The sequence below is a fragment of the Pseudarthrobacter sp. KH_020_B genome, assembly GCF_057840185.1.
Map to the genome: position 1 here is coordinate 4,129,374 of NZ_CM174506.1, position 20,023 is coordinate 4,149,396.

The following is a 20,023-nucleotide window of genomic DNA, read 5'->3' on the forward strand; positions in this document are numbered from 1 at the left end:
GCCTGTCTACTGGAAGCATGACGTGGCAAGCAAATCTTCTGGAACACTATGCAGCGCTTGACTCAGCAGCCGTGTCGGACGCCCTTGACGCGCTCGGCCTGCCGCCCGGGCAGGCCGGATTCGTGCCGGTCTGGGGAACCCCCAGGATCGCGGGATTCGCTGTCACCGTCCAGCTCGAGCCCTACGTCCCCGGCCCGTCCGGCGCCCACATCGGAGCGACGGCCGTGGCCGACGCGAACAGCACCAACGTGATCGTTGTGGCCAACGACGGCCGCACGGACGTGTCCTGCTGGGGAGGGCTCCTCAGCCTGGGGGCCTCCCTCAACGGCGTCCGCGGCGTTGTAGCCGACGGCGCCTGCCGGGACGTCCACGAGGCGCGCGAAATCGGCTTCCCGGTCTTCGCCACGGGACGCATTCCCGCCACCGCCCGCGGCCGGCTGCAGCAGCGCTCCACCGGCGAACCCGTCCAGCTCGGCGGGGTGACCGTCACCCCCGGTGACCTAGTCCTGGCAGACGAGACCGGCGTCGTGGTTGTCCCCAGCAGCCACCTCGACGAGATCCTGGAGCGCGCCCAAGGCGTGGCCGCACGCGAGCAAGCCATTGCCGCCGACCTGAGGGCCGGCGTCGCACTTCACGAAGCCATGCGCGACGCGCGCCTGGCAGGAACCCCCGGATCAGGAACAACAGAGGACCACTGATGAACACGACCATCGAAGCAAGCGTCATCGAGCGCCTGGCGGCCCTGCCCACCGCGTCCGTCTCGGACGCCATGGACTCCCTTGGCCTGCACGGCACGCTCCACGGACTGGCCGGCCTGGCGTACGATTTCCGGGCCACCGGACCGGCTTTCACGGTGCAGTACGCCCCTGCCGGCGAAGGCCGCGGCAGCGTGGGCGACTTCCTGGACGACGTCCCGCCGGGCGCCGTGATCGTCATCGACAACGGGGGCCGCACGGACGTGACCGTTTGGGGGGGCATCATGACTGAGGTTGCCGCCGAGCGCGGCATCGCCGGAACTGTCATCAACGGCGTCTGCCGCGACATCGCCATCTCGCTGGAGCAGAACTACCCGCTCTTCAGCCGCGGCAAGTTCATGCGCACCGGCAAGGACCGAGTCCAGCTCGTGGCCGTCCAGGCCGAAGTGACCATCAACGATGTGCGCATCGCCCCGTCGGACATCATCTGCGCCGACGCCGACGGCGCCCTGGCAGTGCCGCAGGCCCGCGCCGCCGAGATCGCAGGGATCGCCGAAGGCATCGAAGAGACCGAAGCCCGCATCGTGGCCGCCGTCAAGAACGGATCCACCCTCGTCCAGGCCCGCAAGGATCTCGGCTACCACGACCTTCAGTGGAGGGACAAGTGACCGACGCAGCCCGGGGACATTCCTCAGCCACCCTGTACGAAGCATCCAAACTGCCCTGCGCCTGCGATCCGGGGCTGAAGCCGGCCTGGCGCGGCGCCAAGGTGGCCGGACCGGCCTTCACCGTCCGCGGCGTGGGCGGGGACAACCTCGCCCTGCACCACGCAGTCCTGAAAGCACCGGCGGGCAGCGTCCTGGTGGTTGATATGCAGGGCGCCGAGCACGGCCACTGGGGCGAAATCCTCGCCGCCGCGGCCCAGCACCGCGGCATCGCCGGGCTGGTGATCGACGGCGGTGTCCGAGACAGCGACGAAATGGCCCAGATCGACTTCCCGGTATTCTCCCGCAGCATCACCGTGGTCGGAACCGCCAAGGACTATGCCGGCGACTTCTCTTCCCCGGTGCGGGTGGGCGGCTTGACCGTCCGCAGCGGCGACCTGGTAGTGGGCGACGCCGACGGCGTCGTGGTCCTTCCCCGGGATGCCGCGGAGACGGTCCTGGACAAGGCCGACGAGCGGGTGGCCGACGAGCAGCGCTTCCTCATCGAAATCAGCACCGGAAAAACCACCCTCGAGATCTACTCGCTCTGATGGGGAGAACCACGTTGTGACCGCGAACAAGCTCGAAGCATTCACGCTCTCACTCATCATCGCGGGCACCGCCGTCGAAATTTCCGGCATGTTCCGCGACGGCACCGGCGTCCCCCTGGTGTTCCTGCACGGCTTCGGGTCCACCAAGGAGGACTACGCGGATGTCATCCAGCAGGCAGAACTCGCCGCCCGGCCCATCCTGGCGTATGACGCGCCGGGCTGCGGCGCCACCACCTGCTCCGATCTCGACGCCATTTCAGTTCCGTTCCTGGTGTCTGTGGCACTGGAAGTCCTGCGGTTCAAGAACATCGGCCGGTTCCACCTTGTGGGACATTCGATGGGCGGGCTGACCGCGCTGCTGCTGGCGGACCAGGACCCGTCACGGGTGGCGAGCTTCATCGACATCGAGGGAAACGTGGCCCCGGAGGACTGCTTCCTGAGCCGGCAGATCATCAGCCACCCGCATCCGGACCCCGAGGACTTCTTCCGGGATTTCCAGGACCGCGTCTGGCAGTCCCGCTACTACTCCAGCAGCCTCTACGCCGCGAGTCTGCCCCAAAAGGTCCGGCCCGGAGCGGTCAGGCCGATCTTCGAATCCATGGTGGACCTGTCCGACAACGGAAACCTGATGGACCGCTTCCTCGCCTTGCCGTTCCCCCGGATGTACATGTACGGCGTGCAGAACAACACCCTGTCCTACCTGGATCGCCTTGCAGAAAAGGGTGTGGAATTGGCCGAGATATCCCGCTGCGGGCACTTCCCGATGTACTCAAACGCCCCGGAGATGTGGTCCCGGATTAGCGACTTCGTGGAGAGGGCAGGCTGACGGCGAATCAGACGTGCTGATCCACAAGAACCGGGTTGCCGTCCGGATCAACGACGATGAAACTGCCGGGCCCCGTGGTGGTCTCGTCCGCTTCGGAAACGAACTCCGCGCCCGCGGCTTTGAGTTCCCGCTGGAGGTCGCGCACATCGGTGAAGGAATCCAGCGCTTCCGCGTTCTGGCTCCAGCCGGGGTTGAACGTCAGCATGTTCTTCTCAAACATCCCCTGGAAAATGCCGATGACGGTCTCGCCGTTCTTGAGGATCAGCCACCCTTGGCTGCTGTCGCCGCCGAAACTGGTGAAGCCCAGTTTCTCGTAAAACGCAGCTGACGCCGCGATGTCCGTGACGGTGAGACTGATCGAAAAAGCGCCGAGCTGCATGAGTAACTCCACTCTCAAAGGGACGGGTGTTCCGATGATACCCACTGACGCTGGTGCAGCCGCTCGACGCCGTCCAGGAGGAGGTCCAGGGCGAACTCGAACTCGAACTGGTCGTCGCAGCCGCCGCCGACTACCGAGCCGTCATCGTGGCTGGCAGCAGTCGCCACTTGCAGGACATTCGGGCACCGCAGCGGATTTCACCGCAGACGGCACAACGTACGACGTCGTTATGGACTGCGTGGGGAACGCCCCGTTCGCGAGGGTGCAAGGGAGCATCGCGCCGGGAGGTGCCTTGCTCCTGGTCATCGCCGACCTCAAAGGCATGCTCCGGGCGCGGGGCCAGAGCCGCCGAAGCGGCAAGCTGGTCACTTTTGGCGGCCTCAAGCTCACGTACACCGCCGACGACGTCGCATACCTCGTGAGCCTCGCGGAGGAAGGCAAGTACCAGGCAGTCATCGACCGGACCTACAACCTCGCCGACGTCGTCGAGGCCCACCGATTTGTGGACACCGGACGCAAGCGGGGCAACGTGGTCCTGCGCTTCCCTTAAGCAGCGTGCCCCCGCTCAATTCTCCTCTGGGGATCCTTCGGACTGGCTGTCCACCGGACCCGCCCCTTCAGACTCAGGCACCGCATCGTGGTGCGGATCGTCTTTGTGGCGGGCTTCCTGGAGGTGGTGCTCCAGTTTCTCCTCCGACTCCCGGCGGCGTTGACCTACGGTCCGCATTTGTTGCGTTGTCGGAGCGGCGTGGGCGTGCTGGTGCGGGCCATGATCCTGCGGGCCGTCAGCGATCTTCTCACTCATACTGAAATCGTCCCACCATGCGTCACTGTCGGGAAGGCACCGCGGACGACGGCAGGAGGCCCCGCCGTCGTCCACTCGGTGGTTCAGCCCGTCGAAACGGTCAGTAGACGGCCCGGCCTCCGGAGAGGTCGAACACGAAACCCGTCGTGTAGGAGGCTTCCGGCGACACGATGTATTCGATCAGTGCCGCCGCCTCTTCCGCAGTGCCCAGGCGCCCCATGGGTATCCTCTGCAGGTCCTCGTCGGTCGGGGGTTTGCCGCTGATCAGAGGCGTGTCGATCTTGCCCGGCGCAATGGCGTTGATCGTGACACCGGTGGACTGACCGCGGTGGAACAGCGGACAGTCGGCTATCGCCGCGCGATGTATGAGGCCCACGCCCTCCCCGATGTGGTCGGCGGGACGGGAATGCGGCAGGAATCGGGGCGGGATGCGATGGCGCAGCTGGTGTCAGCGGGGCAGCTGCCGCAGGCGATCGTGTGCGCCAATGATGAAGTCGCGGTGGGCGTCCTCGCCTACCTCTGGACCAACGGCTTCAAGACCCCCGACGACGTCTCGGTCGCCGGCATCGGTGGCACCCGCGGCGGTGCCGTGTTTGGCTTAACCACGATGACCCTGCCGCTCGTGGAGCTCGGCGGCCTGGCCGCCGGCTACATCGCCAACGCCAGCGATTCTCCCGCCGTTCCTGAACCTCCGCGGTTTGAGCTGAGCCTGGGCGTGACCACGGCCAAGGCCACGTCGCTGACCGCGGCGTCCGGCGGCTGAGCCTCGTCCCGGTGGGCGCGAAGGGTATCGACTGCCTGTCTAGCCTCCAGCGAGGCGTCTTTTCATGACGATTCGTGGCCAGGCATCCAAACCATGAGCACATTCTGATTGCACGATCCGACGTAGACCGCCCGACCACTCGCCTTCGGGCACCGGCTGGAATCCCAGGCGGGCGTAGTACGGAGCGTTCCAAGGAACTTCTTCGAAGGTGGTCAGAGTCATTCCCTCAAGGCCGAGGGTCGCCGCCCAGAGGGCCGCTTCGTCGATGAGCTTTCGACCAAGACCCTGCCGCGCAAATAGCGGGTGGACAGTCACCTGCTCGATATGAGCAAACCGCTCGACCACGTCAACCAATATGTATGCCACCGCCTGGTCACCGGAATCGGTGGCAACCCATGCCCTGCCGTCGCGCTGATAATTGGCCAGGGCTTCCAAACTGGGTGGCGCATCATCAGCGACAGCTCCCATCCCAAGGGTTCGGAATGCTTCGCCGGCCGCGACTTCGATGTCACGCATCTTCGGGAGGTCTTCTACTCTTGCTTCCCTGATCATCCGGTCAGGGGCTTCTTATAAAAGGTGGCAGCGTCCTCATACGCGAGAGCACGATAGAAATCGCCGGCCCGCCGGCTTGCTAACGAAACATGGGCAGCGCCCTGGGACTCCGCCCAAGTCTCGACTTCATTCATCAGGGCCTGTCCCACACCCTGCCTGCGCGCTCGCTCGGCGACCATGACCTCCTCGACGCCGGCGATAGGGCCGTTCGCAAGAAACGTGGCGCGGCAATGGGCCAAAAGATAACCGACGACGGATCCGGAACCCTGTTCGGCCACGAGAACGAGTGTGTGAGTCGCCTCCACCAACGCACGGAACGTTAGCTCAAAAGCTTCCCGCTCAGGCCGGACCGTCGGCGCGAAATCCTGAACCAGACGCCAAACGTCGTCCGCGTCGCTGATGGCGGCGAGTCTGATGGTCAGGCCGAGGTTGAGCATTTGGCCACACTACCTGCAAGGCTGTTCAGCATGACGATCACCTTTAAATGGCGCGGAGCGGCTAGGAACGACGAAATCAACCAGCTGCACGCGGAAGGCTTCGACCATGCCTACGTTAACGACGATTGGACTGACCGGCTCTCGCGCTTCAGCCTGGGGTGGGTCACAGCGCGCGACGAACAGGGTCTCATAGGCTTCGTCAACGTGATCTGGGACGGCGAAGCACACGCGTTCATCGAAGACACGTTGGTGGCACATCGTGCCCGCCGTCAGGGAATCGGGAAAAGGCTGCTCGCCGTGGCCACCGAGAAGTCAAAGGAATCGGGCTGCGAGTGGCTTCATGTTGATTTCGACGATCATCTCAAGCGTTTCTACTTCGATGCATGCGGTTTCCGCCCCACCAATGCTGGACTAATCCAACTGCGCTAACCGGGACCGAAAGCCGGCCTTCGTACCGCCGCCTAGCTGATCTACGGCGCCGACCAGCCGCCGTCGCGTGGCACGTGGAAGTATTCAGGTATGACTATCGATAATGATGATGCCAACCTTCGGGCGTTAACGGACCCACAGGGCACAGACGCCTCAACCGATGCCAGCCGAGGTTGGGACCACATCGGGGCCATCATTGTGGATGCCACGTTGCAGCGCCGGCAGAACTACAACGAAACCGTCAAGCCTCGCGTCGAAGCCCTGGTCGCGGAATGGCCGGATGCCGCCACGACGAGTGGCTTCCGCCGGCACCTCGATACGGGGAAGCTCTCGGAAGTCATCGACTGGCCGTCGCCTGGCCGTCTGGCCCAGATAGAGGACATCACGCACGTGTTCGAGCGTGAGGGCATTGAAACTGTAGTGGAACTCCGCGGTGCGCTCGGTGACAACGCCAAAGGTGCCGCTTTCCGGGAAGCCCTTGGGCTCGTGCGGCACGTCAGTCCCAAAACCCTGGATTACATCGGCACGCTGAGCGGGATCTCAACGGGTGAGGCCGCCGACCAGGCTGCCCGCATCGAGGACTCGCCTTAAGGGCAGATGGCCTGTGATCCGCCGGTCAGTCACTGCGTTCTGGGCTGTCTGGCCGAAGTCTGAGGGCAACCCATAAACCGCAGCGCCGGCAAATGTAGGCGGGTTCGGTGCCGAGTGCATGAAGCTTCTTGCGACTCATCGTCCTGCCGCAGCAGGAGCATCTGCACGTGGCTTCAGAGTCCATTGTTTTTGAGCGCTTCGGTTATTTGGGTGATGGTTGGCTGGCCAGCCAGCCCGCTTGGAGTCGCGTATATCCGGCAGGCCAGGTCGTCTGCAAGTGCACCGGTCGGGAAAATATCGGACCCATTGAGAGTGATCGTGGGGGAACCTGCGAATCCTGTGCCTGCTGTATCGGCCGCGGACTCCAGGAGTCGCATCGTCACTGGAATGTCGCTGTGTCCCAATGCGGCCAGGGCTGATTCCAGGCGCTCCTGCGCCGTAGCAAGGTTGGGACAGTCGTCGATGTACAGCAGTTCGATCCTCATAGAATCATTTTCCACCCCTAACGTCAGCCCGCGTCACCTGCGGTGTCTCTTGCCAACAGCTACGTGAGCGAAACTTACGACAACCTCAAAATACATTTTGTTGTTTCATCAACTTCGCTCCTCGCTGCGCTTCGGTAAGCATCACCATCAATTTTTCAAGGGGGAAAAATGGAGTTTGCAGAAAAGCTCTCGGCTTTGGCGGCAAAGGTGCGCCAGCAGCGAGAGGTAATCCAGACCGAAGAGGAGGCTTGACCGGCGTAACCCTTCAAAACGTCACGCAAACAAGGGGTCAGAGGACGACGACCTGGCGCTGCCGTCTCCCTTTCCGGTTTGGTTAGGCAGTCTGGCCGGGTGCTCGCCCCCTGCGATCTCTTCCAACAGTTTGGCGTTGAAGGCGGGCAGGTCCCGCGGGTTGCGGCTGGTCACGAGTCCATGGTCAACCACCACTTCTTCATCGCTCCAGTTGGCGCCCGCGTTCTTCAGATCCGCCTGGAGTGTGCGGTAGGACGTGAGGTTCCGGCCGCGGACCACTCCGGCATCGATGAGGAGCCAGGGGCCGTGACAGATGGCTGCCACCGGCTTGTGCTGTTCAAAGAAGCTCCGAGCAAAGGCCTGGGCGTCCTTGTCCACGCGAAGGTGGTCTGCATTGACCACGCCACCGGGGAGCACCAGGGCGTGAAAGTCGGCGGCGTCAGCCTCCGCCGCCGTCATGTCGACGTGAAAGGTCTCGCCCTTCTCGGTACCGTTGTAACCCTGAAGCGTTCCGCTTCTGGGGGCCACGAGGGTAGGTTCACCGCCGCCTTCCTTGACGGCGTTCCATGGGCTCGTCAGCTCCACTTGTTCCACGCCGTCGGTCAGCAGGAAAGCAACCTTCTTGCCTGCAATATTTTGCCTAGACATGTGTCCTCCTTTGGCCTGGCAGCAGGTACTGCACAAACCAATCCCTGGCCAGAATCGCCGCCTCCTCCAGTGTCCCAGGTTCTTCGAACAGGTGTGAGGCTCCCTGGACGAGCTCCAGCCGGTTGGGGCAGCGCATCAGGGCTTTCGCCCGGCGGTTGAGTTCGAGGACCCTGTGATCCGCACTGCCGACAATCAAGAGCGTCGGGGCGCGGACAAGGGCCAGCCTCTCGCCGGCCAGGTCCGGACGGCCTCCCCTTGAGACGACTGCACCGATCCGTGCGCCCTGTTCGGCCGCAGCCCACAACGCTGCCCCGGCTCCGGTACTCGCGCCGAAGAATCCCACGCTGCATGACGCCGTGTCCGGCCTGCTGCCAAGCCAGTCCGTTGCCGAGGTCAGCCGGAGCGCAAGCAGTTCGATGTTGAACACGTTCGCGCGGTCGAGCTCTTCCCCGGGGCCGAGCAGGTCAAGCAGCAAGGTGCCCAGCCCTGCCCGCTGGAGCGTCGAGGCGACGAATCGGTTTCGCGGACTGTGGCGGCCGCTGCCGCTGCCGTGGGCGAACACCACCACTCCGGCAGCCGGCACGGGAAGGTGCAGGTGTCCTTGGAGCCGCACCCCAACCGATTGGATCTGCACGTCTTCATCGAGGCCAGGGTTTCCGGCCGCCGAAGACGCACGTTCCAGACGCTCGGCAGCAGCGTCGAGCAGCCACACCACTTCGTCGTCGCTCGTCGGCGCGAAGCTGCGGTAGTAGTAGCCGACAGCTGTGAGTTGCCGGGGCGTGGCAAGGCACACCACCTCGTCCGGCTCCGTCAGGGTGGCGAGGGTGTCGGCAGGGGCAACAGGAACGGCCAGGATCACTCTCGCAGCCCCCAGCTTTCGCGCGATGCTGCATGCCACCCGAGCAGTTAACCCGGTAGCGATCCCATCATCGACGACGACGGCGATGCGGCCGTGCAGATCCATGCGGGTCCGGCCTGTCCGGAATCGTGCCACCCGGGCATCGAGCAGAGCCCGTTCCTGTCTTTCGACGGCCCGCAGTTCTTCCTGCTTGACCTTCATGAGTGAGACGGCATGCTTGTCGAGCGCGTAGGTGCCGTCTTCCCCGATGGCTCCCATCGCGAGTTCGGGCTGAACCGGTACTCCAAGCTTGCGCACGATGATCACATCCAGCGGCGCGTCAAGGGCCGCCGCAACCTCGAACGCTACCGGAACGCCGCCCCGAGGCAGTCCCAGGACAACGGCTTCCTGGGCACGCAGGTACGCCAGACGCAGCCCCAGCTGCCGCCCTGCATCAGCCCTGTCCGAAAAAATGCCCATTGCCGCGACGTTCCCATCAGGACAGCGGCCGCAGGCCCCGTCCAAACCAGCGAACAGCACGGAATGAACGACGACGGCCGCCTGCTCCAACTATCCCTCAAGAATCGGGACCAAGCGAGAGTTTTTTGCGGCAACAAAGAACGTCAGACGACGAGCGTCCTGCCATCGGCCGCAGTTCCGTTGGGATTGAACACCGAACTGGCACCAGACCAAGAAGCGGTCCATCCTGATAGACAAGGGCCCTGCCAACGTGGAGGTGGAGCATGCGGATCGCACTCCTGGGGGACGTCATGCTCGGACGGCTGGTGAACGAGCAGCTGAAAGTGGCCGATCCCGCCTATCCCTGGGGCGATACCCTCCCAGTCCTCCGGCAGGCGGACATCAGGTTCGCCAACCTCGAATGTGTCCTGGCGGACGGCGGAACACCTGTGATGGGCAAGACGTTCCACTTCCGCTCGGACGTCAAGAACGTGGAGAGTCTGAGGTCCGCGGCGATCGATGTGGTGTCGCTGGCCAACAACCATGTGCTGGATTACGGGGTTGATGCGCTTCGGGAGATGTTGCCGGCGCTCGATCGGCACGGGATCCTCAGGGCCGGGGCCGGTGTGGACGCTGAAGCTGCCCGGCAGCCGGCGGTCCGGCGGGTGGGCCCAACTGCGGTCGGCTTCATTGCCTTTACTGACAACGAGCCGGGCTGGGAGGCGACCGCCCGGTCTCCCGGGATCCATTACGTGCCCGTGGACGCCGGTGACCAGCGGGTGACGGATTTGTTGGAACTGGTCCGGCGGACGAAGGGGCGCGTCCAGCTGCTGATCGTTTCGGCACACTGGGGCCCCAACTGGGGGGCCGCTGTCCCGACCGCGCATCAGAGTCTGGCGCGGGCGCTGATAGATGCAGGGGCCGACGTCGTGTTCGGGCATTCGGCCCACATTTTCCGCGGCGTCGAAATCTACAGGGACCGGCCCATTATCTATAGCGCCGGCGACTTCGTGGATGACTACGCCGTGGATCCAAGAGAACGCAATGATCAGTCATTCATCTTCCTGTTGGAAGCCCGCGAAAGCGCAACCCGCAAGCTACGCCTGCATCCGACGACAATCACAGATTTCCAGACCCGGCTGGCACGTCGGAGCGCGCCGAAAATTGCCGAGCGGATGCAGCGGCTGAGCGAGCAGCTCGGCACGCGGAGCGTCTGGATCGAGGGCGAGAACGTGTTGGAAATCCCGATCGACTCGATCCGAGAAGACTAAACGGGTGCGAGGACACGGGGGTAGATGCACTCTAAGAAGCCGCAGCACCGTCCAGCGGACGACGGCGGGAGCTCCCGCCGTCGTCCGCTCGGTGGTTGAGCTTGTCGAAACCTGCCGCTCGCCTACGCCGCGGCGGAAGCGGGAACCTTCAGTGGCTCCACCTTGCCCAGGACGAACAGGTAGTTCGCCGCTCCGGCCAGCGCAACCAATCCGATGACCGCGAGCGGCGCCGCGTAGGATCCCGTCTGGTCCACCAGGACACCGATCAGGACCGGGGTGAAGATGCCGGCAAGGTTGGAGGCGAAGTTCTGGAGCCCGCCGATGGATCCGACGTGGCGGGAGCTCGGGGCAACGTCCGCGGGGAGCGACCAGATGCCGGTGGCGGCGACGGTGAGGCTGGAGTAGGCCACCGACAGGAGGGCAAGTGCCATCCAGGCCTCCGGGACGAGGGCGGCGAACATGATGACCGAGCCGCCGATCAGACCGCCGGCGATGGCGGTCTTGCGGACCCGTGTTAGCGCGACACCGCGCTGGACGGCCTTGTCCGCGACGTAGCCGGCCAGCCAGCCGAAGCCCACCGCGCAGATGCCGGGGATGGCACCGAACATGCCGAGTTTGAGCAGGTCGAAGCCGCGTTCCTTCACGAGGTAGCTGGGGAAGAAGGTGATGAAGAAGTAGATGGCGCTGTTCAGGCAGAAGAAGCCGAACATCATGCTGAGGATGGTGCGGTATTTGAAGAGTGAGCGCCAGGGAAGCTTCGCTGCGTCGGCGTCGTCGCTTGCTTCGCCCCGGGCGCCGCCTTCCCGGATGTAGGCCCGCTCCTCGTCATTGGCCGTCGGGTGATCCTCGGGGCTGCGGTACATCTTCCACCACACGGCAGCCCAGATCAGGCCGGCCACACCAATGATGATGAAGACCGCGTGCCAGGAGGTGAATGCGACGATCAGCGTGACGATGGGCAGCGCGATGACCGCACCCACACGGGAGCCTGAATCCCAGATGCTGGTGGCAAAGGCCCGTTCGCGGACCGGGAACCAGGTGGCCACCACCTTGGCGGCGGTGCTGGGGGCCGGGCTTTCACCGACGCCGAGCAGGAACCGCGCGGCGAACAGCGACCAGAAATTCTGCGCAAAGGCGGTGACCATGGTGAAGACGGACCACCAGACCGCTGCCAGGGTGAAGGACTTCCGCGGCCCGACCTTGTCGACGTACCACCCGGCGGCCAGCTGGCAGAAGTCATACGCCCAGAAGAAGGCGGCGAAAATGAGGCCCTGCTGGGTGGCCGAGAGCTCAAAATCCTCACCCATGAACGGCAGGGCCACGCTGAGGCTGGAGCGGTCAAGGTAGTTAATGCTGAGCCCGACGAACGCGAGCCAGATGATCACCCAGCGCTTGCGGGTCATGGTGCGGGGAGCCTTGGACGAAAGATCGGGGGAAGAGTTGGGGGCGAGCCTGCTGTCTTGGACAGTCATACCGTCTCCTTTGACGTAAACGTGGCTTTCGGGTGCCTGGGCACCGGGGAGGACGCCGAGGATTCCGGCGCAAGATCATGTAGGAATCGGAATAATCATATAGTTAATGTGATCCAGAGCAACTTTTGGAAGAAAATGCCCCATCCCGGCCGCTCCCACCCGTGGAATATGATTCCCAAAGCGACTCCACCAACCAGCACAAAGAGGTAACCGCGTGCCCACACGTCAATCATCCGATGCATCCAAAGGCAAGGCCGCCGTGAGTGACGTCTACGCCTCCATGCGGGCCTCCATCCTCAAGGGCGAAATTGCACCCGGCGCACGGATCAATATTGATGCGGTCTCCCGCAGCCTGGGCGTCTCACAGACACCGGTCCGCGAAGTGCTGCAACGGCTTGAGGGTGACAACCTGGTGGTCTACAGTCCCGGCCGAGGATACAGCACCACGCCGCTGCTGGACCTGCCCGCGCTGCGATCGCTCTTTGAGTTCCGGCTGCTGGTGGAACCGTGGGCTGCGCGGTCCGCGGCCGTGGACCGCCTCGCCAACCCCGCCGCAGCCCTGGAGAAGGAGCTGTCGGCCATCCGCCGCTCCATGAAGACCACCAGCGGCGACGCGCGGCAGGACCTCGTGGCCCATGACACCCGCTTCCATGACACCATCCTGCTCGCCGCCGGGAATCCCGTAGTCCAGCACGCCTTCGCCCAGACGCACTGCCACCTGCACACCTTCCGCCTCTACCCGGCAGACATCGACGGCGCCATCACCATCGCCGAGCACGCCACCGTACGGGAGGCCATCGCGTCCTGCCAGCCCGACCGCGCCGAAGAGGCCATGGCCGAGCACATCAGGAACTCCTTCGCCCGGTTTGCCAAGGCCTTCGAAGGCACAGTAGACCTCTCGCCGCTGGAGAACGGCGGACCGCCAAGAAGGCATATCGTCACCTGAAAAAAGAAGCTCCGGCCTGCTGGCCGGGGCTTCTTTTTTCTCCGGCACTTGATCTGCGTCACCGTTCCTATATGATTATGAGAATTCATATAGGAATCGTGTCCACGAATTGAATTGACCAGAGAGAAGAAACCCATGACCTCCATCATTTCCATCCACACCCAAGACGTGCGGTTCCCCACGTCCCTGGAGCTCGACGGTTCCGACGCGGTCAACGTTGACCCGGACTACTCCGCCGCGTACGTCGTCATCCGCACCGACGCGGGCGACGAAGGCCACGGCTTTGTGTTCACCTGCGGACGCGGCAACGAAATCCTCACGCACGCCATTGACGCCTACGCCGGCCTGCTCCTCGGCCGGGACATCGATGAACTGATCTACGACCTCGGCGGCGCGTCGAAGCGGCTCATCCACGATTCCCAGCTGCGCTGGCTCGGCCCGGAGAAGGGCGTCACCCAGATGGCCGCCGGCGCCCTCGTCAGCGCACTCTGGGACATCCGCGCACGGCGTGAGAACAAGCCCCTGTGGCTCCTGCTCAGCGAGATGCCCGCCGAGGAAATCGTCGACGTCGTTGATTTCACCCACATCCGCGACGCGCTGAACCCGCAGCAGGCACTGGACATCCTGCGCGCCGGCGAAGAGGGCAAGGCCGCCCGGATCGCCGCCCTGAAGGTGAACGGCTACCCCGCCTACACCACCTCGCCGGGGTGGCTGGGCTACAGCGACGAGAAGCTCGTCCGGCTGAGCAAGGAGGCCGCGGCGGACGGCTTCTCCATGATCAAGCTGAAGGTGGGCGGCGACATCAATGACGACCGCCGCCGCATGGCCCTGGCCCGCAAGGCCGTGGGCGACCTCCCCATCGCCATCGACGCCAACCAGCGCTGGGAGGTGTCCGAGGCCATCGAGTGGGTCAACCAGCTCTCCGAGTTCAACCCGTACTGGATCGAAGAACCCACCAGCACGGACGACATCCTGGGCCACGCGGAGATCCGGAAGGGCGTTGCCCCCGTCCGCGTCGCCACGGGCGAGGCCGTCGCCAGCCGCATCGTGTTCAAGCAGCTGCTCCAGGCCGGTTCCATCGACGTCCTCCAGCTGGATTCCACCCGTGTGGGCGGCGTCAACGAGAACATCGCCAACCTCCTGCTCGCTGCCCGCTTCAACGTTCCGGTCTGCCCGCACGCCGGCGGCGTGGGGCTGTGCGAACTCGTCCAGCACTTCTCCTTCTTCGACTACGCGGCCATCACCGGCAGCCAGGACGGCCGGATGATCGAGTACGTCGACCACCTGCACGAGCACTTCGCCGAGCCGGTCCGCATCGTCAACGGCCGTTACGCCGCCCCGGAACTCCCGGGCACCGGCGCCGAAATGCTCAGCGCCTCGCGGTCCCGCTGGGAGTTCCCCGCCGGGGCAGGATGGCTCGAAGTGGGCGACCGCGCCGCGGTGACGGGCGCCTCCGTGACGGGAGCCGGTGCGCTCCGATGACAACCACGGTTGATGACCTCAACGCGAGTGTCGACGCCGCCCACGCCGCGTTCGAAAAGGGCCGCGCCGCGGACCCCGGCACCCGGGCATCCTGGCTGGAGGCGATAGCAGCCGCGCTGGAGAACGACGCCGATGCGCTGGTGGAGATCGCTTCTCAGGAAACCCATTTGGGTGAGCCGCGGCTCCGCGGCGAGCTGAAGCGCACGGTCTTCCAGCTCAGGCTCTTCGCCACGGAGGTCCGCGAAGGCGAGCACTTCGACGCCACCATCGACCATCTGGACGCGGACTGGGGCATGGGCCCGCGGCCGGACCTGCGCCGACTCAACGTGCCCATCGGCGTCGTGGGCGTCTTCGGGGCCTCCAATTTTCCCTTCGCCTTCAGCGTGATGGGCGGCGACAGCGCCTCGGCCCTGGCCGCCGGGTGCGCTGTGGTGCACAAGGCACACGACGGGCACCGGAACCTTGCGCGCCGCACCGCCGAGACCGTCACCGCCGCGCTGGATGCCGCCGGGGCACCTTCCGGGCTATTCTCGCTCGTCACAGGCCGGGCCGCCGCGGAGGCCCTGGTGGACCATCCTGCCGTGAAGGCGATCGGGTTCACGGGTTCGACGGCGGGCGGCCGGGCTCTGTTCAACCGTGCCGCCTCCCGGCCCGAACCGATTCCCTTTTTCGGCGAACTCGGCGGCATCAACGCCGTGTTCGTCACCGAGAACGCCTGGGCGGTGCGGCGCGACGAAATCCTCAGCGGCTACGCCGCTTCCTTCACGATGGGAATGGGCCAGTTCTGCACGAAGCCGGGGCTGCTGTTTGTTCCTGGTGGAGAGGCCGACGGCGTCCGGCAGGTTCTCGGCCGCGCGCTGGCGGACTTTGCCGCGGCACGGCTGTTGAGCCCGCGCTTGCATGAGGGCTACCGGCAGTCTGTGCAGGATCTGCGCGGCACCACCGGCGTGGAGGTTCTTGTGGAAGGGGACTTCGACGAGGCGCCGGCGCCGACCGTGCTCCACACGACCTCCGCGGCCGTCCGCAGTGACCCGTCAATCCTTCGGCAGGAAATGTTCGGGCCGGCCAGCCTGGTGGTGGAATACGGCGACGAATCGGAGCTCCTGGAGCTCACGGGACTTTTGGAGGGACAGCTGACCACCACGCTCCAGGCGGAGCCGGAGGATGACATATCCGAGCTTGCCGCACGGCTGACGGATATCAGCGGCCGGGTCCTCTGGAACGGCTGGCCCACCGGGGTCACGGTCAGCTACGCCCAGCACCACGGCGGACCGTACCCTGCCACAACATCGGCCACCACGTCTGTGGGAACTGCAGCGATCCGGCGCTTCCTCCGGCCGGCGGCCTACCAGTCGTTCCCGGAGGCAAGCCTGCCCGAACCCCTGCAGGATGCCAATCCCTGGCGCGTTCCGCAGCGGGTGGATGGCGTGTGGCAGCGGCCCACCCGGCAGGGACAGACTTCCGGAAGCGAGGGAAAGCCATGAGCGCCGCACTGGATATCGGCGGAGCCTCGGTCCTCCCGGAAGACGCGGCAAGGGCACTCCTGATCGGCCGCGTCTGGGACGTTGAAACCGGCGGACCACGCGTGGTCGCCGTCCAGGAGGAGGTCGTTTTCGACCTCCCGCATCTGGCCGGAACCGTCTCCGAGCTTCTGGAACGGCCGGACCTCGTGGCCGCCGTCCGCGCCGCCATGACACTGCCCCGGTGGAAGACCAGCGAGATCGTCCACGCGTCGCTGACGCAGGACGCGGCCAGCCCGCATTTCCTGGCACCCGTGGACCTTCAGGTCATCAAGGCCTGCGGCGTGACGTTTGTGGACAGCATGATCGAACGGGTCATCGAGGAGCGCTGCGGCGGGGACGCCAGCCGCGCGGCCGAGATGCGGGAGCTAGTGGGCCGTGCCCTCGGCGGCAGCATCAGCTCCATCCGGCCCGGCTCCCCCGCGGCAGCCGAAGCCAAGAAGGTGCTCATCGCCGAAGGGCTTTGGTCGCAGTACCTGGAGGTCGGGATCGGTCCGGATCCCGAGGTTTTCACGAAGGCCCCGGTACTCTCCTCGGTCGGGCTGGGCGCGGGAATCGGCATCCCGTCGTTCTCCTCCTGGAACAACCCGGAACCGGAACTGGTGCTGATTGCCACGTCGGCCGGCGCCGTTGTGGGCGCAACCCTGGGCAACGACGTGAACCTCCGCGATGTGGAGGGCCGGAGCGCCCTGCTGCTCGGGAAGGCCAAGGACAACAACGCGTCCAGTGCCTTGGGTCCTTTGATCCGGTTGTTCGACGGCGGTTTCACCCTGGAGACGCTGCGCCAGGAGGAGATCCTGCTGCGCGTTGAAGGCCAGGACGGCTACTCACTGGAGGGACGCAATTCCGTATCCCGGATCAGCCGTCCGTTCGAAGAGCTCGTCGCCGCGACGGTTGGAAGGCACCACCAGTACCCGGACGGGTTTGCCCTGTTCACCGGCACGCTGTTCGCGCCGACCCAGGACCGGGACCACCCGGGCCAGGGGTTCACCCACCACCTGGGCGACACCGTGACCATCCGCAGCCGCCACCTCGGCGCCCTCGTGAACGTCGTAGGGGCCGCAGAAGAGTTGCCGGAATGGTCGTTTGGACTGCGGCAGCTGTTCGGCTACCTGCAGGACCAACGCGAAGTCCGCGAATCAAGCAGTAAGGAATATGCCTCATGAAGTTCGCCCAGATCGGCGCCCCGGGCGCCGAACAACCCGTCCTGGTCCACGGGGACCGGCACTACTCGCTCCAAAGCATCACCCAGGCCATCAACGGTGACTTTCTGTCCAACGGTGGCCCCGCGGCTGCCGCCGCCGCACTGGCCGCAGGCACACTGCCGGACGTTACCTCCGACGTCGTACGCTACGGCGCCCCCGTGGTGCGCCCGTCCGCCGTCGTCTGCGTTGGCCTGAACTATGCTGCCCACGCAGCGGAATCAGGGGCCCAGCCGCCTGAGCATCCGGTCATCTTCCTCAAGACGCCCAATACTGTCGGCGGGCCGGACGATGCCGTGGCCATCCCCCGGGGCTCGACCAAGACTGATTGGGAGGTGGAGCTCGGGATCATCATCGGCAAACGTGCCTCCTACCTGGACTCCCCCGAAGCCGCCCGGGACCACATCGGCGGGTTTGTGGTGGTGGATGACCTCTCCGAGCGCGACTTCCAGCTGAACGTTTCCGGCGGCCAGTGGTCCAAGGGCAAGAGCTCACCCGGGTTCTGCCCCACGGGTCCTTTCCTGGTCACCCCGGACGAGGTCGACGCCGGCAATCTGCGGCTGCGCAGCTGGGTCAACGGCGAAATCCGCCAGGACTCCTCCACGGCGGACATGATTTTCGACGTCGAAACCATCGTCTGGAACCTGAGCCAGTACATGGTGCTTGAGCCCGGCGACCTCATCTGCACCGGCACCCCGGAGGGAGTCGCGCTGTCCGGGCGGTTCCCGTACCTGAAGGCCGGCGACGTTGTGGAAATCGAGATTGACGGGCTGGGGCGCCAGCGCCATGAATTCATCGCATGAACGGAGACCCAGCCATGGAGTTTGAAGGCATCCGTGCCATCGTCACCGGTGGGGCCTCCGGCATCGGAGCGGCCACCACGGCGCATCTGACCCGGCGCGGGGCGAGGGTTGCGGTGCTGGACCTGAATCCCGAGGCGGCGTCCGGCTCGGCGCTGTCGATCAGGTGCGACGTGGCCGATGACGCCTCGGTGCGCGCCGCCGTCGAACGCGTTGCCCGGGAATTCGGCGGGATCGACGTCGTGGTCAACAACGCAGGGATAGGCGCGCAGGGCACCGTCGCGGACAACGACGACGCCGAGTGGCAGCGCGTTCTGGACGTCAACGTGATCGGCGCGGTGCGGGTGAGCCGTGCCGCCTTGCCCCATCTCCGGCAGTCCCCCGCCGCCGCGATCGTCAACACGTCCTCCATCGCCGCCACGGCAGGGCTGCCCGCCCGTGCACTCTACGCGGCCACCAAGGGCGCCATCCGGGCGCTGACGCTCAGCATGGCGGCCGACCACGTCCGCGAAGGGATCCGGGTCAACTGCGTCAATCCAGGCACGGCTGACACGCCCTGGATCAACCGGCTGCTGGGCCAGGCGGATGACCCGGTGGCGGAACGCGCGGCGCTGGAGGCCCGGCAGCCGCACGGCCGGCTGGTGACGCCGGAGGAGGTTGCGGCGGCGGTGGCGTACCTGGCCAGTCCGCTGGCCGGTTCGACGACGGGCACTGAACTGGCGGTCGACGGCGGCATGCAGGCGGTGCGCCTGCATCCCGTCGAGTAACGCCCGCCGGGGTAGCGCCCTGTCGAAGTAGGAAGCTGCGAGGCGCCGTCGTGTCCTGATTTATCGGGGCACGGCGGCGCCTCTGGCGTGTCCGGCGGAGGCACCCGGCCGGGCCCCGGCGAGCGCGCGCAGGCGGTAATTCAGAAGGGGCTTGACCTGTGTCACATCCCCTATATGATAGTGCGTATTCCTATATGATCCCCGACGGCGAACGACCGGGATCCCCGGACTCCGTCACCTCCGCATCCGAACCGCATCAATATTCCCCAGGAGAGCACCCATGTTCAAAGCAACACCGAAGTTGCTTCTTGTCCCGGCTATCGCGTTGGCCCTCACGCTGGGAGGCTGCTCCTCCGGCGGGGCCTCGGCCGGCGCTGCAAGCGCAACAGGAGCCGTGGCGGACAGCCACCTCACACAGATTCTCAAGACGAAAACGATCAAGATCGCCGTCAGTGCCGACTCTCCGGGATACGGCGTGATGACGTCGTCCGGTGAGCACGAGGGTTTCGACATTGACGTCGCGAACGCGCTCGGCGTCTCGCTGGGCGCCAAGGTTGAGTTCGTCACGGCCACGAACGAAAGCCGCATCCCGCTGCTGCAGACCGACAAGGCGGACGCCGTCATTGCCACCTTCACGGCATCGGATGCGCGCGCCCAGGTGGTGGACATGTCCGAGCCGTACGCCGCCAGTTCCACGGTCTTTATGGTGCCCGTGGGAAGCCCCATCTCCAGCTACGCGGATCTGGACGGCAAATCCGTGGCCACGTCCCGCGGAAGTGTGGGCGAGCAGATCCTCAAGGCCACTTTCCCGAACGCCAAGATCGCCGGCTTCAACACCACGGCCGATTCCATCCAGGCCCTCAAGAGCGGCAAGGTGGACGCGCTGATTGAAAACAACGCGATCATCGGCGGGCTCGTGAAGAGTGAGCCGTCCGCGTTCCAGGTGCTCAAGGGCGACCCGATCAGGCCTGCGCTGTTCTCCATCGGCGTCAAGCAGGGCGACCAGACGTGGGTTAACTACATCAACAACTTCATCCGGAACTACACCATCTCCGGACAGAACGAGGCCTCCCTGCAGAAGTGGTTCGGGCTGGAGCTTCCGCCCTTCCTGGCCCACTAACAGTATTCGGACGCACTCTCCGGCGCGGG

General features: G+C 65.3%; 26 protein-coding genes. 16 read left to right on the forward strand and 10 right to left on the reverse strand.

The genetic code is table 11. The features are described from left to right. Window positions 1-17: 17 nt before the first annotated feature. From AC3IT0_RS19280 to AC3IT0_RS19295, 4 genes are read left to right on the forward strand one after another with little or no spacing between them, the layout of a single operon-like run. Window positions 18-698 carry an RraA family protein gene (locus AC3IT0_RS19280; protein WP_489321261.1) on the forward strand — a complete coding sequence of 227 codons (681 nt, stop codon included), beginning with the start codon at window positions 18-20 and terminating at the stop codon, window positions 696-698. After that, window positions 698-1,363, forward strand: a complete 666-nt coding sequence (locus AC3IT0_RS19285; RefSeq protein WP_489321262.1) for an RraA family protein — start codon at window positions 698-700, stop codon at window positions 1,361-1,363. The genes AC3IT0_RS19280 and AC3IT0_RS19285 overlap by 1 nt, the downstream gene beginning before the upstream one ends. Next, window positions 1,360-1,950 carry an RraA family protein gene (locus AC3IT0_RS19290; protein WP_489321263.1) on the forward strand — a complete coding sequence of 197 codons (591 nt, stop codon included), beginning with the start codon at window positions 1,360-1,362 and terminating at the stop codon, window positions 1,948-1,950. Before AC3IT0_RS19285 ends, AC3IT0_RS19290 begins: the two co-directional genes overlap by 4 nt. A gap of 16 nt (window positions 1,951-1,966) precedes the next feature. Then, a complete protein-coding gene (locus tag AC3IT0_RS19295) occupies window positions 1,967-2,776 on the forward strand; it encodes an alpha/beta fold hydrolase (RefSeq protein WP_489321264.1) in 810 nt (269 codons plus the stop codon). Window positions 2,777-2,783: 7 nt separating this feature from the next. On the opposite strand, the gene AC3IT0_RS19300 is transcribed toward AC3IT0_RS19295, so the two are convergent. After that, on the reverse strand, window positions 2,784-3,155 hold the full coding sequence (locus AC3IT0_RS19300) for a VOC family protein (protein ID WP_489321265.1): 372 nt from the start codon (window positions 3,153-3,155) through the stop codon (window positions 2,784-2,786). Window positions 3,156-3,169: 14 nt separating this feature from the next. After that, entirely contained in the window at window positions 3,170-3,322 is a 153-nt protein-coding gene (locus AC3IT0_RS19305; protein ID WP_489321266.1) for a hypothetical protein, read from the reverse strand. Window positions 3,323-3,384: 62 nt separating this feature from the next. Between AC3IT0_RS19305 and AC3IT0_RS19310 the strand changes: the two genes are divergently transcribed. Then, window positions 3,385-3,705, forward strand: coding sequence for a zinc-binding dehydrogenase (locus tag AC3IT0_RS19310; protein ID WP_489321267.1), 321 nt, complete (start codon window positions 3,385-3,387; stop codon window positions 3,703-3,705). 15 nt (window positions 3,706-3,720) lie between these two features. On the opposite strand, the gene AC3IT0_RS19315 is transcribed toward AC3IT0_RS19310, so the two are convergent. Next, window positions 3,721-3,960 (reverse strand): hypothetical protein, encoded by a 240-nt coding sequence (locus tag AC3IT0_RS19315; RefSeq protein WP_489321268.1) that lies wholly within the window; start codon window positions 3,958-3,960, stop codon window positions 3,721-3,723. A 100-nt stretch (window positions 3,961-4,060) separates the two neighbouring features. Beyond that, window positions 4,061-4,336: an SDR family oxidoreductase gene (locus tag AC3IT0_RS19320; protein ID WP_489321269.1), complete on the reverse strand. Its 276-nt coding sequence runs from the start codon at window positions 4,334-4,336 to the stop codon at window positions 4,061-4,063. On the opposite strand from AC3IT0_RS19320, the gene AC3IT0_RS19325 reads away from it, so the two are divergent. Then, window positions 4,322-4,723, forward strand: a complete 402-nt coding sequence (locus tag AC3IT0_RS19325; protein WP_489321270.1) for a substrate-binding domain-containing protein — start codon at window positions 4,322-4,324, stop codon at window positions 4,721-4,723. The genes AC3IT0_RS19320 and AC3IT0_RS19325 overlap by 15 nt on opposite strands. Before the next feature lie 39 nt (window positions 4,724-4,762). Here AC3IT0_RS19325 and AC3IT0_RS19330 read toward each other — a convergent pair whose 3' ends face one another. Both AC3IT0_RS19330 and AC3IT0_RS19335 read right to left on the reverse strand, forming a co-directional pair. Then, window positions 4,763-5,275 carry a GNAT family N-acetyltransferase gene (locus tag AC3IT0_RS19330; RefSeq protein WP_489321271.1) on the reverse strand — a complete coding sequence of 171 codons (513 nt, stop codon included), beginning with the start codon at window positions 5,273-5,275 and terminating at the stop codon, window positions 4,763-4,765. After that, window positions 5,272-5,712: a GNAT family N-acetyltransferase gene (locus tag AC3IT0_RS19335; protein WP_489321272.1), complete on the reverse strand. Its 441-nt coding sequence runs from the start codon at window positions 5,710-5,712 to the stop codon at window positions 5,272-5,274. Before AC3IT0_RS19335 ends, AC3IT0_RS19330 begins: the two co-directional genes overlap by 4 nt. 30 nt (window positions 5,713-5,742) lie before the next feature. Here AC3IT0_RS19335 and AC3IT0_RS19340 point away from each other — a divergent pair, with 30 nt between their 5' ends. Further along, the gene (locus AC3IT0_RS19340; RefSeq protein WP_489321273.1) at window positions 5,743-6,141 is read left to right on the forward strand and encodes a GNAT family N-acetyltransferase; all 399 of its coding nucleotides are present in this window, start codon (window positions 5,743-5,745) and stop codon (window positions 6,139-6,141) included. 90 nt (window positions 6,142-6,231) lie between these two features. Next, window positions 6,232-6,732, forward strand: a complete 501-nt coding sequence (locus AC3IT0_RS19345; protein WP_489321274.1) for a hypothetical protein — start codon at window positions 6,232-6,234, stop codon at window positions 6,730-6,732. Window positions 6,733-6,905: 173 nt separating this feature from the next. On the opposite strand, the gene AC3IT0_RS19350 is transcribed toward AC3IT0_RS19345, so the two are convergent. The 3 genes from AC3IT0_RS19350 to AC3IT0_RS19360 all read right to left on the reverse strand — a co-directional run bounded on the left by AC3IT0_RS19350 (window position 6,906) and on the right by AC3IT0_RS19360 (window position 9,435). Beyond that, window positions 6,906-7,217 (reverse strand): thioredoxin family protein, encoded by a 312-nt coding sequence (locus tag AC3IT0_RS19350; RefSeq protein WP_489321275.1) that lies wholly within the window; start codon window positions 7,215-7,217, stop codon window positions 6,906-6,908. Window positions 7,218-7,490: 273 nt separating this feature from the next. Next, the gene (locus AC3IT0_RS19355; RefSeq protein WP_489321276.1) at window positions 7,491-8,117 is read right to left on the reverse strand and encodes a type 1 glutamine amidotransferase domain-containing protein; all 627 of its coding nucleotides are present in this window, start codon (window positions 8,115-8,117) and stop codon (window positions 7,491-7,493) included. After that, window positions 8,110-9,435 (reverse strand): phosphoribosyltransferase family protein, encoded by a 1,326-nt coding sequence (locus AC3IT0_RS19360; protein WP_489321277.1) that lies wholly within the window; start codon window positions 9,433-9,435, stop codon window positions 8,110-8,112. The genes AC3IT0_RS19355 and AC3IT0_RS19360 overlap by 8 nt, the downstream gene beginning before the upstream one ends. A gap of 263 nt (window positions 9,436-9,698) precedes the next feature. Here AC3IT0_RS19360 and AC3IT0_RS19365 point away from each other — a divergent pair, with 263 nt between their 5' ends. Beyond that, window positions 9,699-10,685 carry a CapA family protein gene (locus AC3IT0_RS19365; protein WP_489321278.1) on the forward strand — a complete coding sequence of 329 codons (987 nt, stop codon included), beginning with the start codon at window positions 9,699-9,701 and terminating at the stop codon, window positions 10,683-10,685. Window positions 10,686-10,807: 122 nt separating this feature from the next. Here AC3IT0_RS19365 and AC3IT0_RS19370 read toward each other — a convergent pair whose 3' ends face one another. After that, the gene (locus AC3IT0_RS19370) at window positions 10,808-12,157 is read right to left on the reverse strand and encodes an MFS transporter (protein ID WP_489321279.1); all 1,350 of its coding nucleotides are present in this window, start codon (window positions 12,155-12,157) and stop codon (window positions 10,808-10,810) included. A gap of 214 nt (window positions 12,158-12,371) precedes the next feature. Here AC3IT0_RS19370 and AC3IT0_RS19375 point away from each other — a divergent pair, with 214 nt between their 5' ends. From AC3IT0_RS19375 to AC3IT0_RS19405, 7 genes are all read left to right on the forward strand, one after another. Then, on the forward strand, window positions 12,372-13,103 hold the full coding sequence (locus tag AC3IT0_RS19375; protein WP_489321280.1) for a GntR family transcriptional regulator: 732 nt from the start codon (window positions 12,372-12,374) through the stop codon (window positions 13,101-13,103). Between the two features lie 135 nt (window positions 13,104-13,238). Further along, complete coding sequence (locus AC3IT0_RS19380; protein WP_489321281.1) at window positions 13,239-14,585, forward strand: enolase C-terminal domain-like protein; 1,347 nt, start codon at window positions 13,239-13,241, stop codon at window positions 14,583-14,585. Further along, window positions 14,582-16,069: an aldehyde dehydrogenase (NADP(+)) gene (locus AC3IT0_RS19385; protein WP_489321282.1), complete on the forward strand. Its 1,488-nt coding sequence runs from the start codon at window positions 14,582-14,584 to the stop codon at window positions 16,067-16,069. Before AC3IT0_RS19380 ends, AC3IT0_RS19385 begins: the two co-directional genes overlap by 4 nt. Continuing rightward, the gene (locus AC3IT0_RS19390) at window positions 16,066-17,271 is read left to right on the forward strand and encodes a fumarylacetoacetate hydrolase family protein (RefSeq protein WP_489321283.1); all 1,206 of its coding nucleotides are present in this window, start codon (window positions 16,066-16,068) and stop codon (window positions 17,269-17,271) included. Before AC3IT0_RS19385 ends, AC3IT0_RS19390 begins: the two co-directional genes overlap by 4 nt. Then, complete coding sequence (locus tag AC3IT0_RS19395; RefSeq protein WP_489321284.1) at window positions 17,268-18,110, forward strand: fumarylacetoacetate hydrolase family protein; 843 nt, start codon at window positions 17,268-17,270, stop codon at window positions 18,108-18,110. The genes AC3IT0_RS19390 and AC3IT0_RS19395 overlap by 4 nt, the downstream gene beginning before the upstream one ends. 14 nt (window positions 18,111-18,124) lie before the next feature. Continuing rightward, the gene (locus AC3IT0_RS19400; protein ID WP_489323849.1) at window positions 18,125-18,874 is read left to right on the forward strand and encodes an SDR family NAD(P)-dependent oxidoreductase; all 750 of its coding nucleotides are present in this window, start codon (window positions 18,125-18,127) and stop codon (window positions 18,872-18,874) included. A gap of 280 nt (window positions 18,875-19,154) precedes the next feature. Continuing rightward, window positions 19,155-19,994 carry a transporter substrate-binding domain-containing protein gene (locus tag AC3IT0_RS19405; protein WP_489321285.1) on the forward strand — a complete coding sequence of 280 codons (840 nt, stop codon included), beginning with the start codon at window positions 19,155-19,157 and terminating at the stop codon, window positions 19,992-19,994. The last annotated feature ends 29 nt before the right edge of the window (window positions 19,995-20,023 follow it).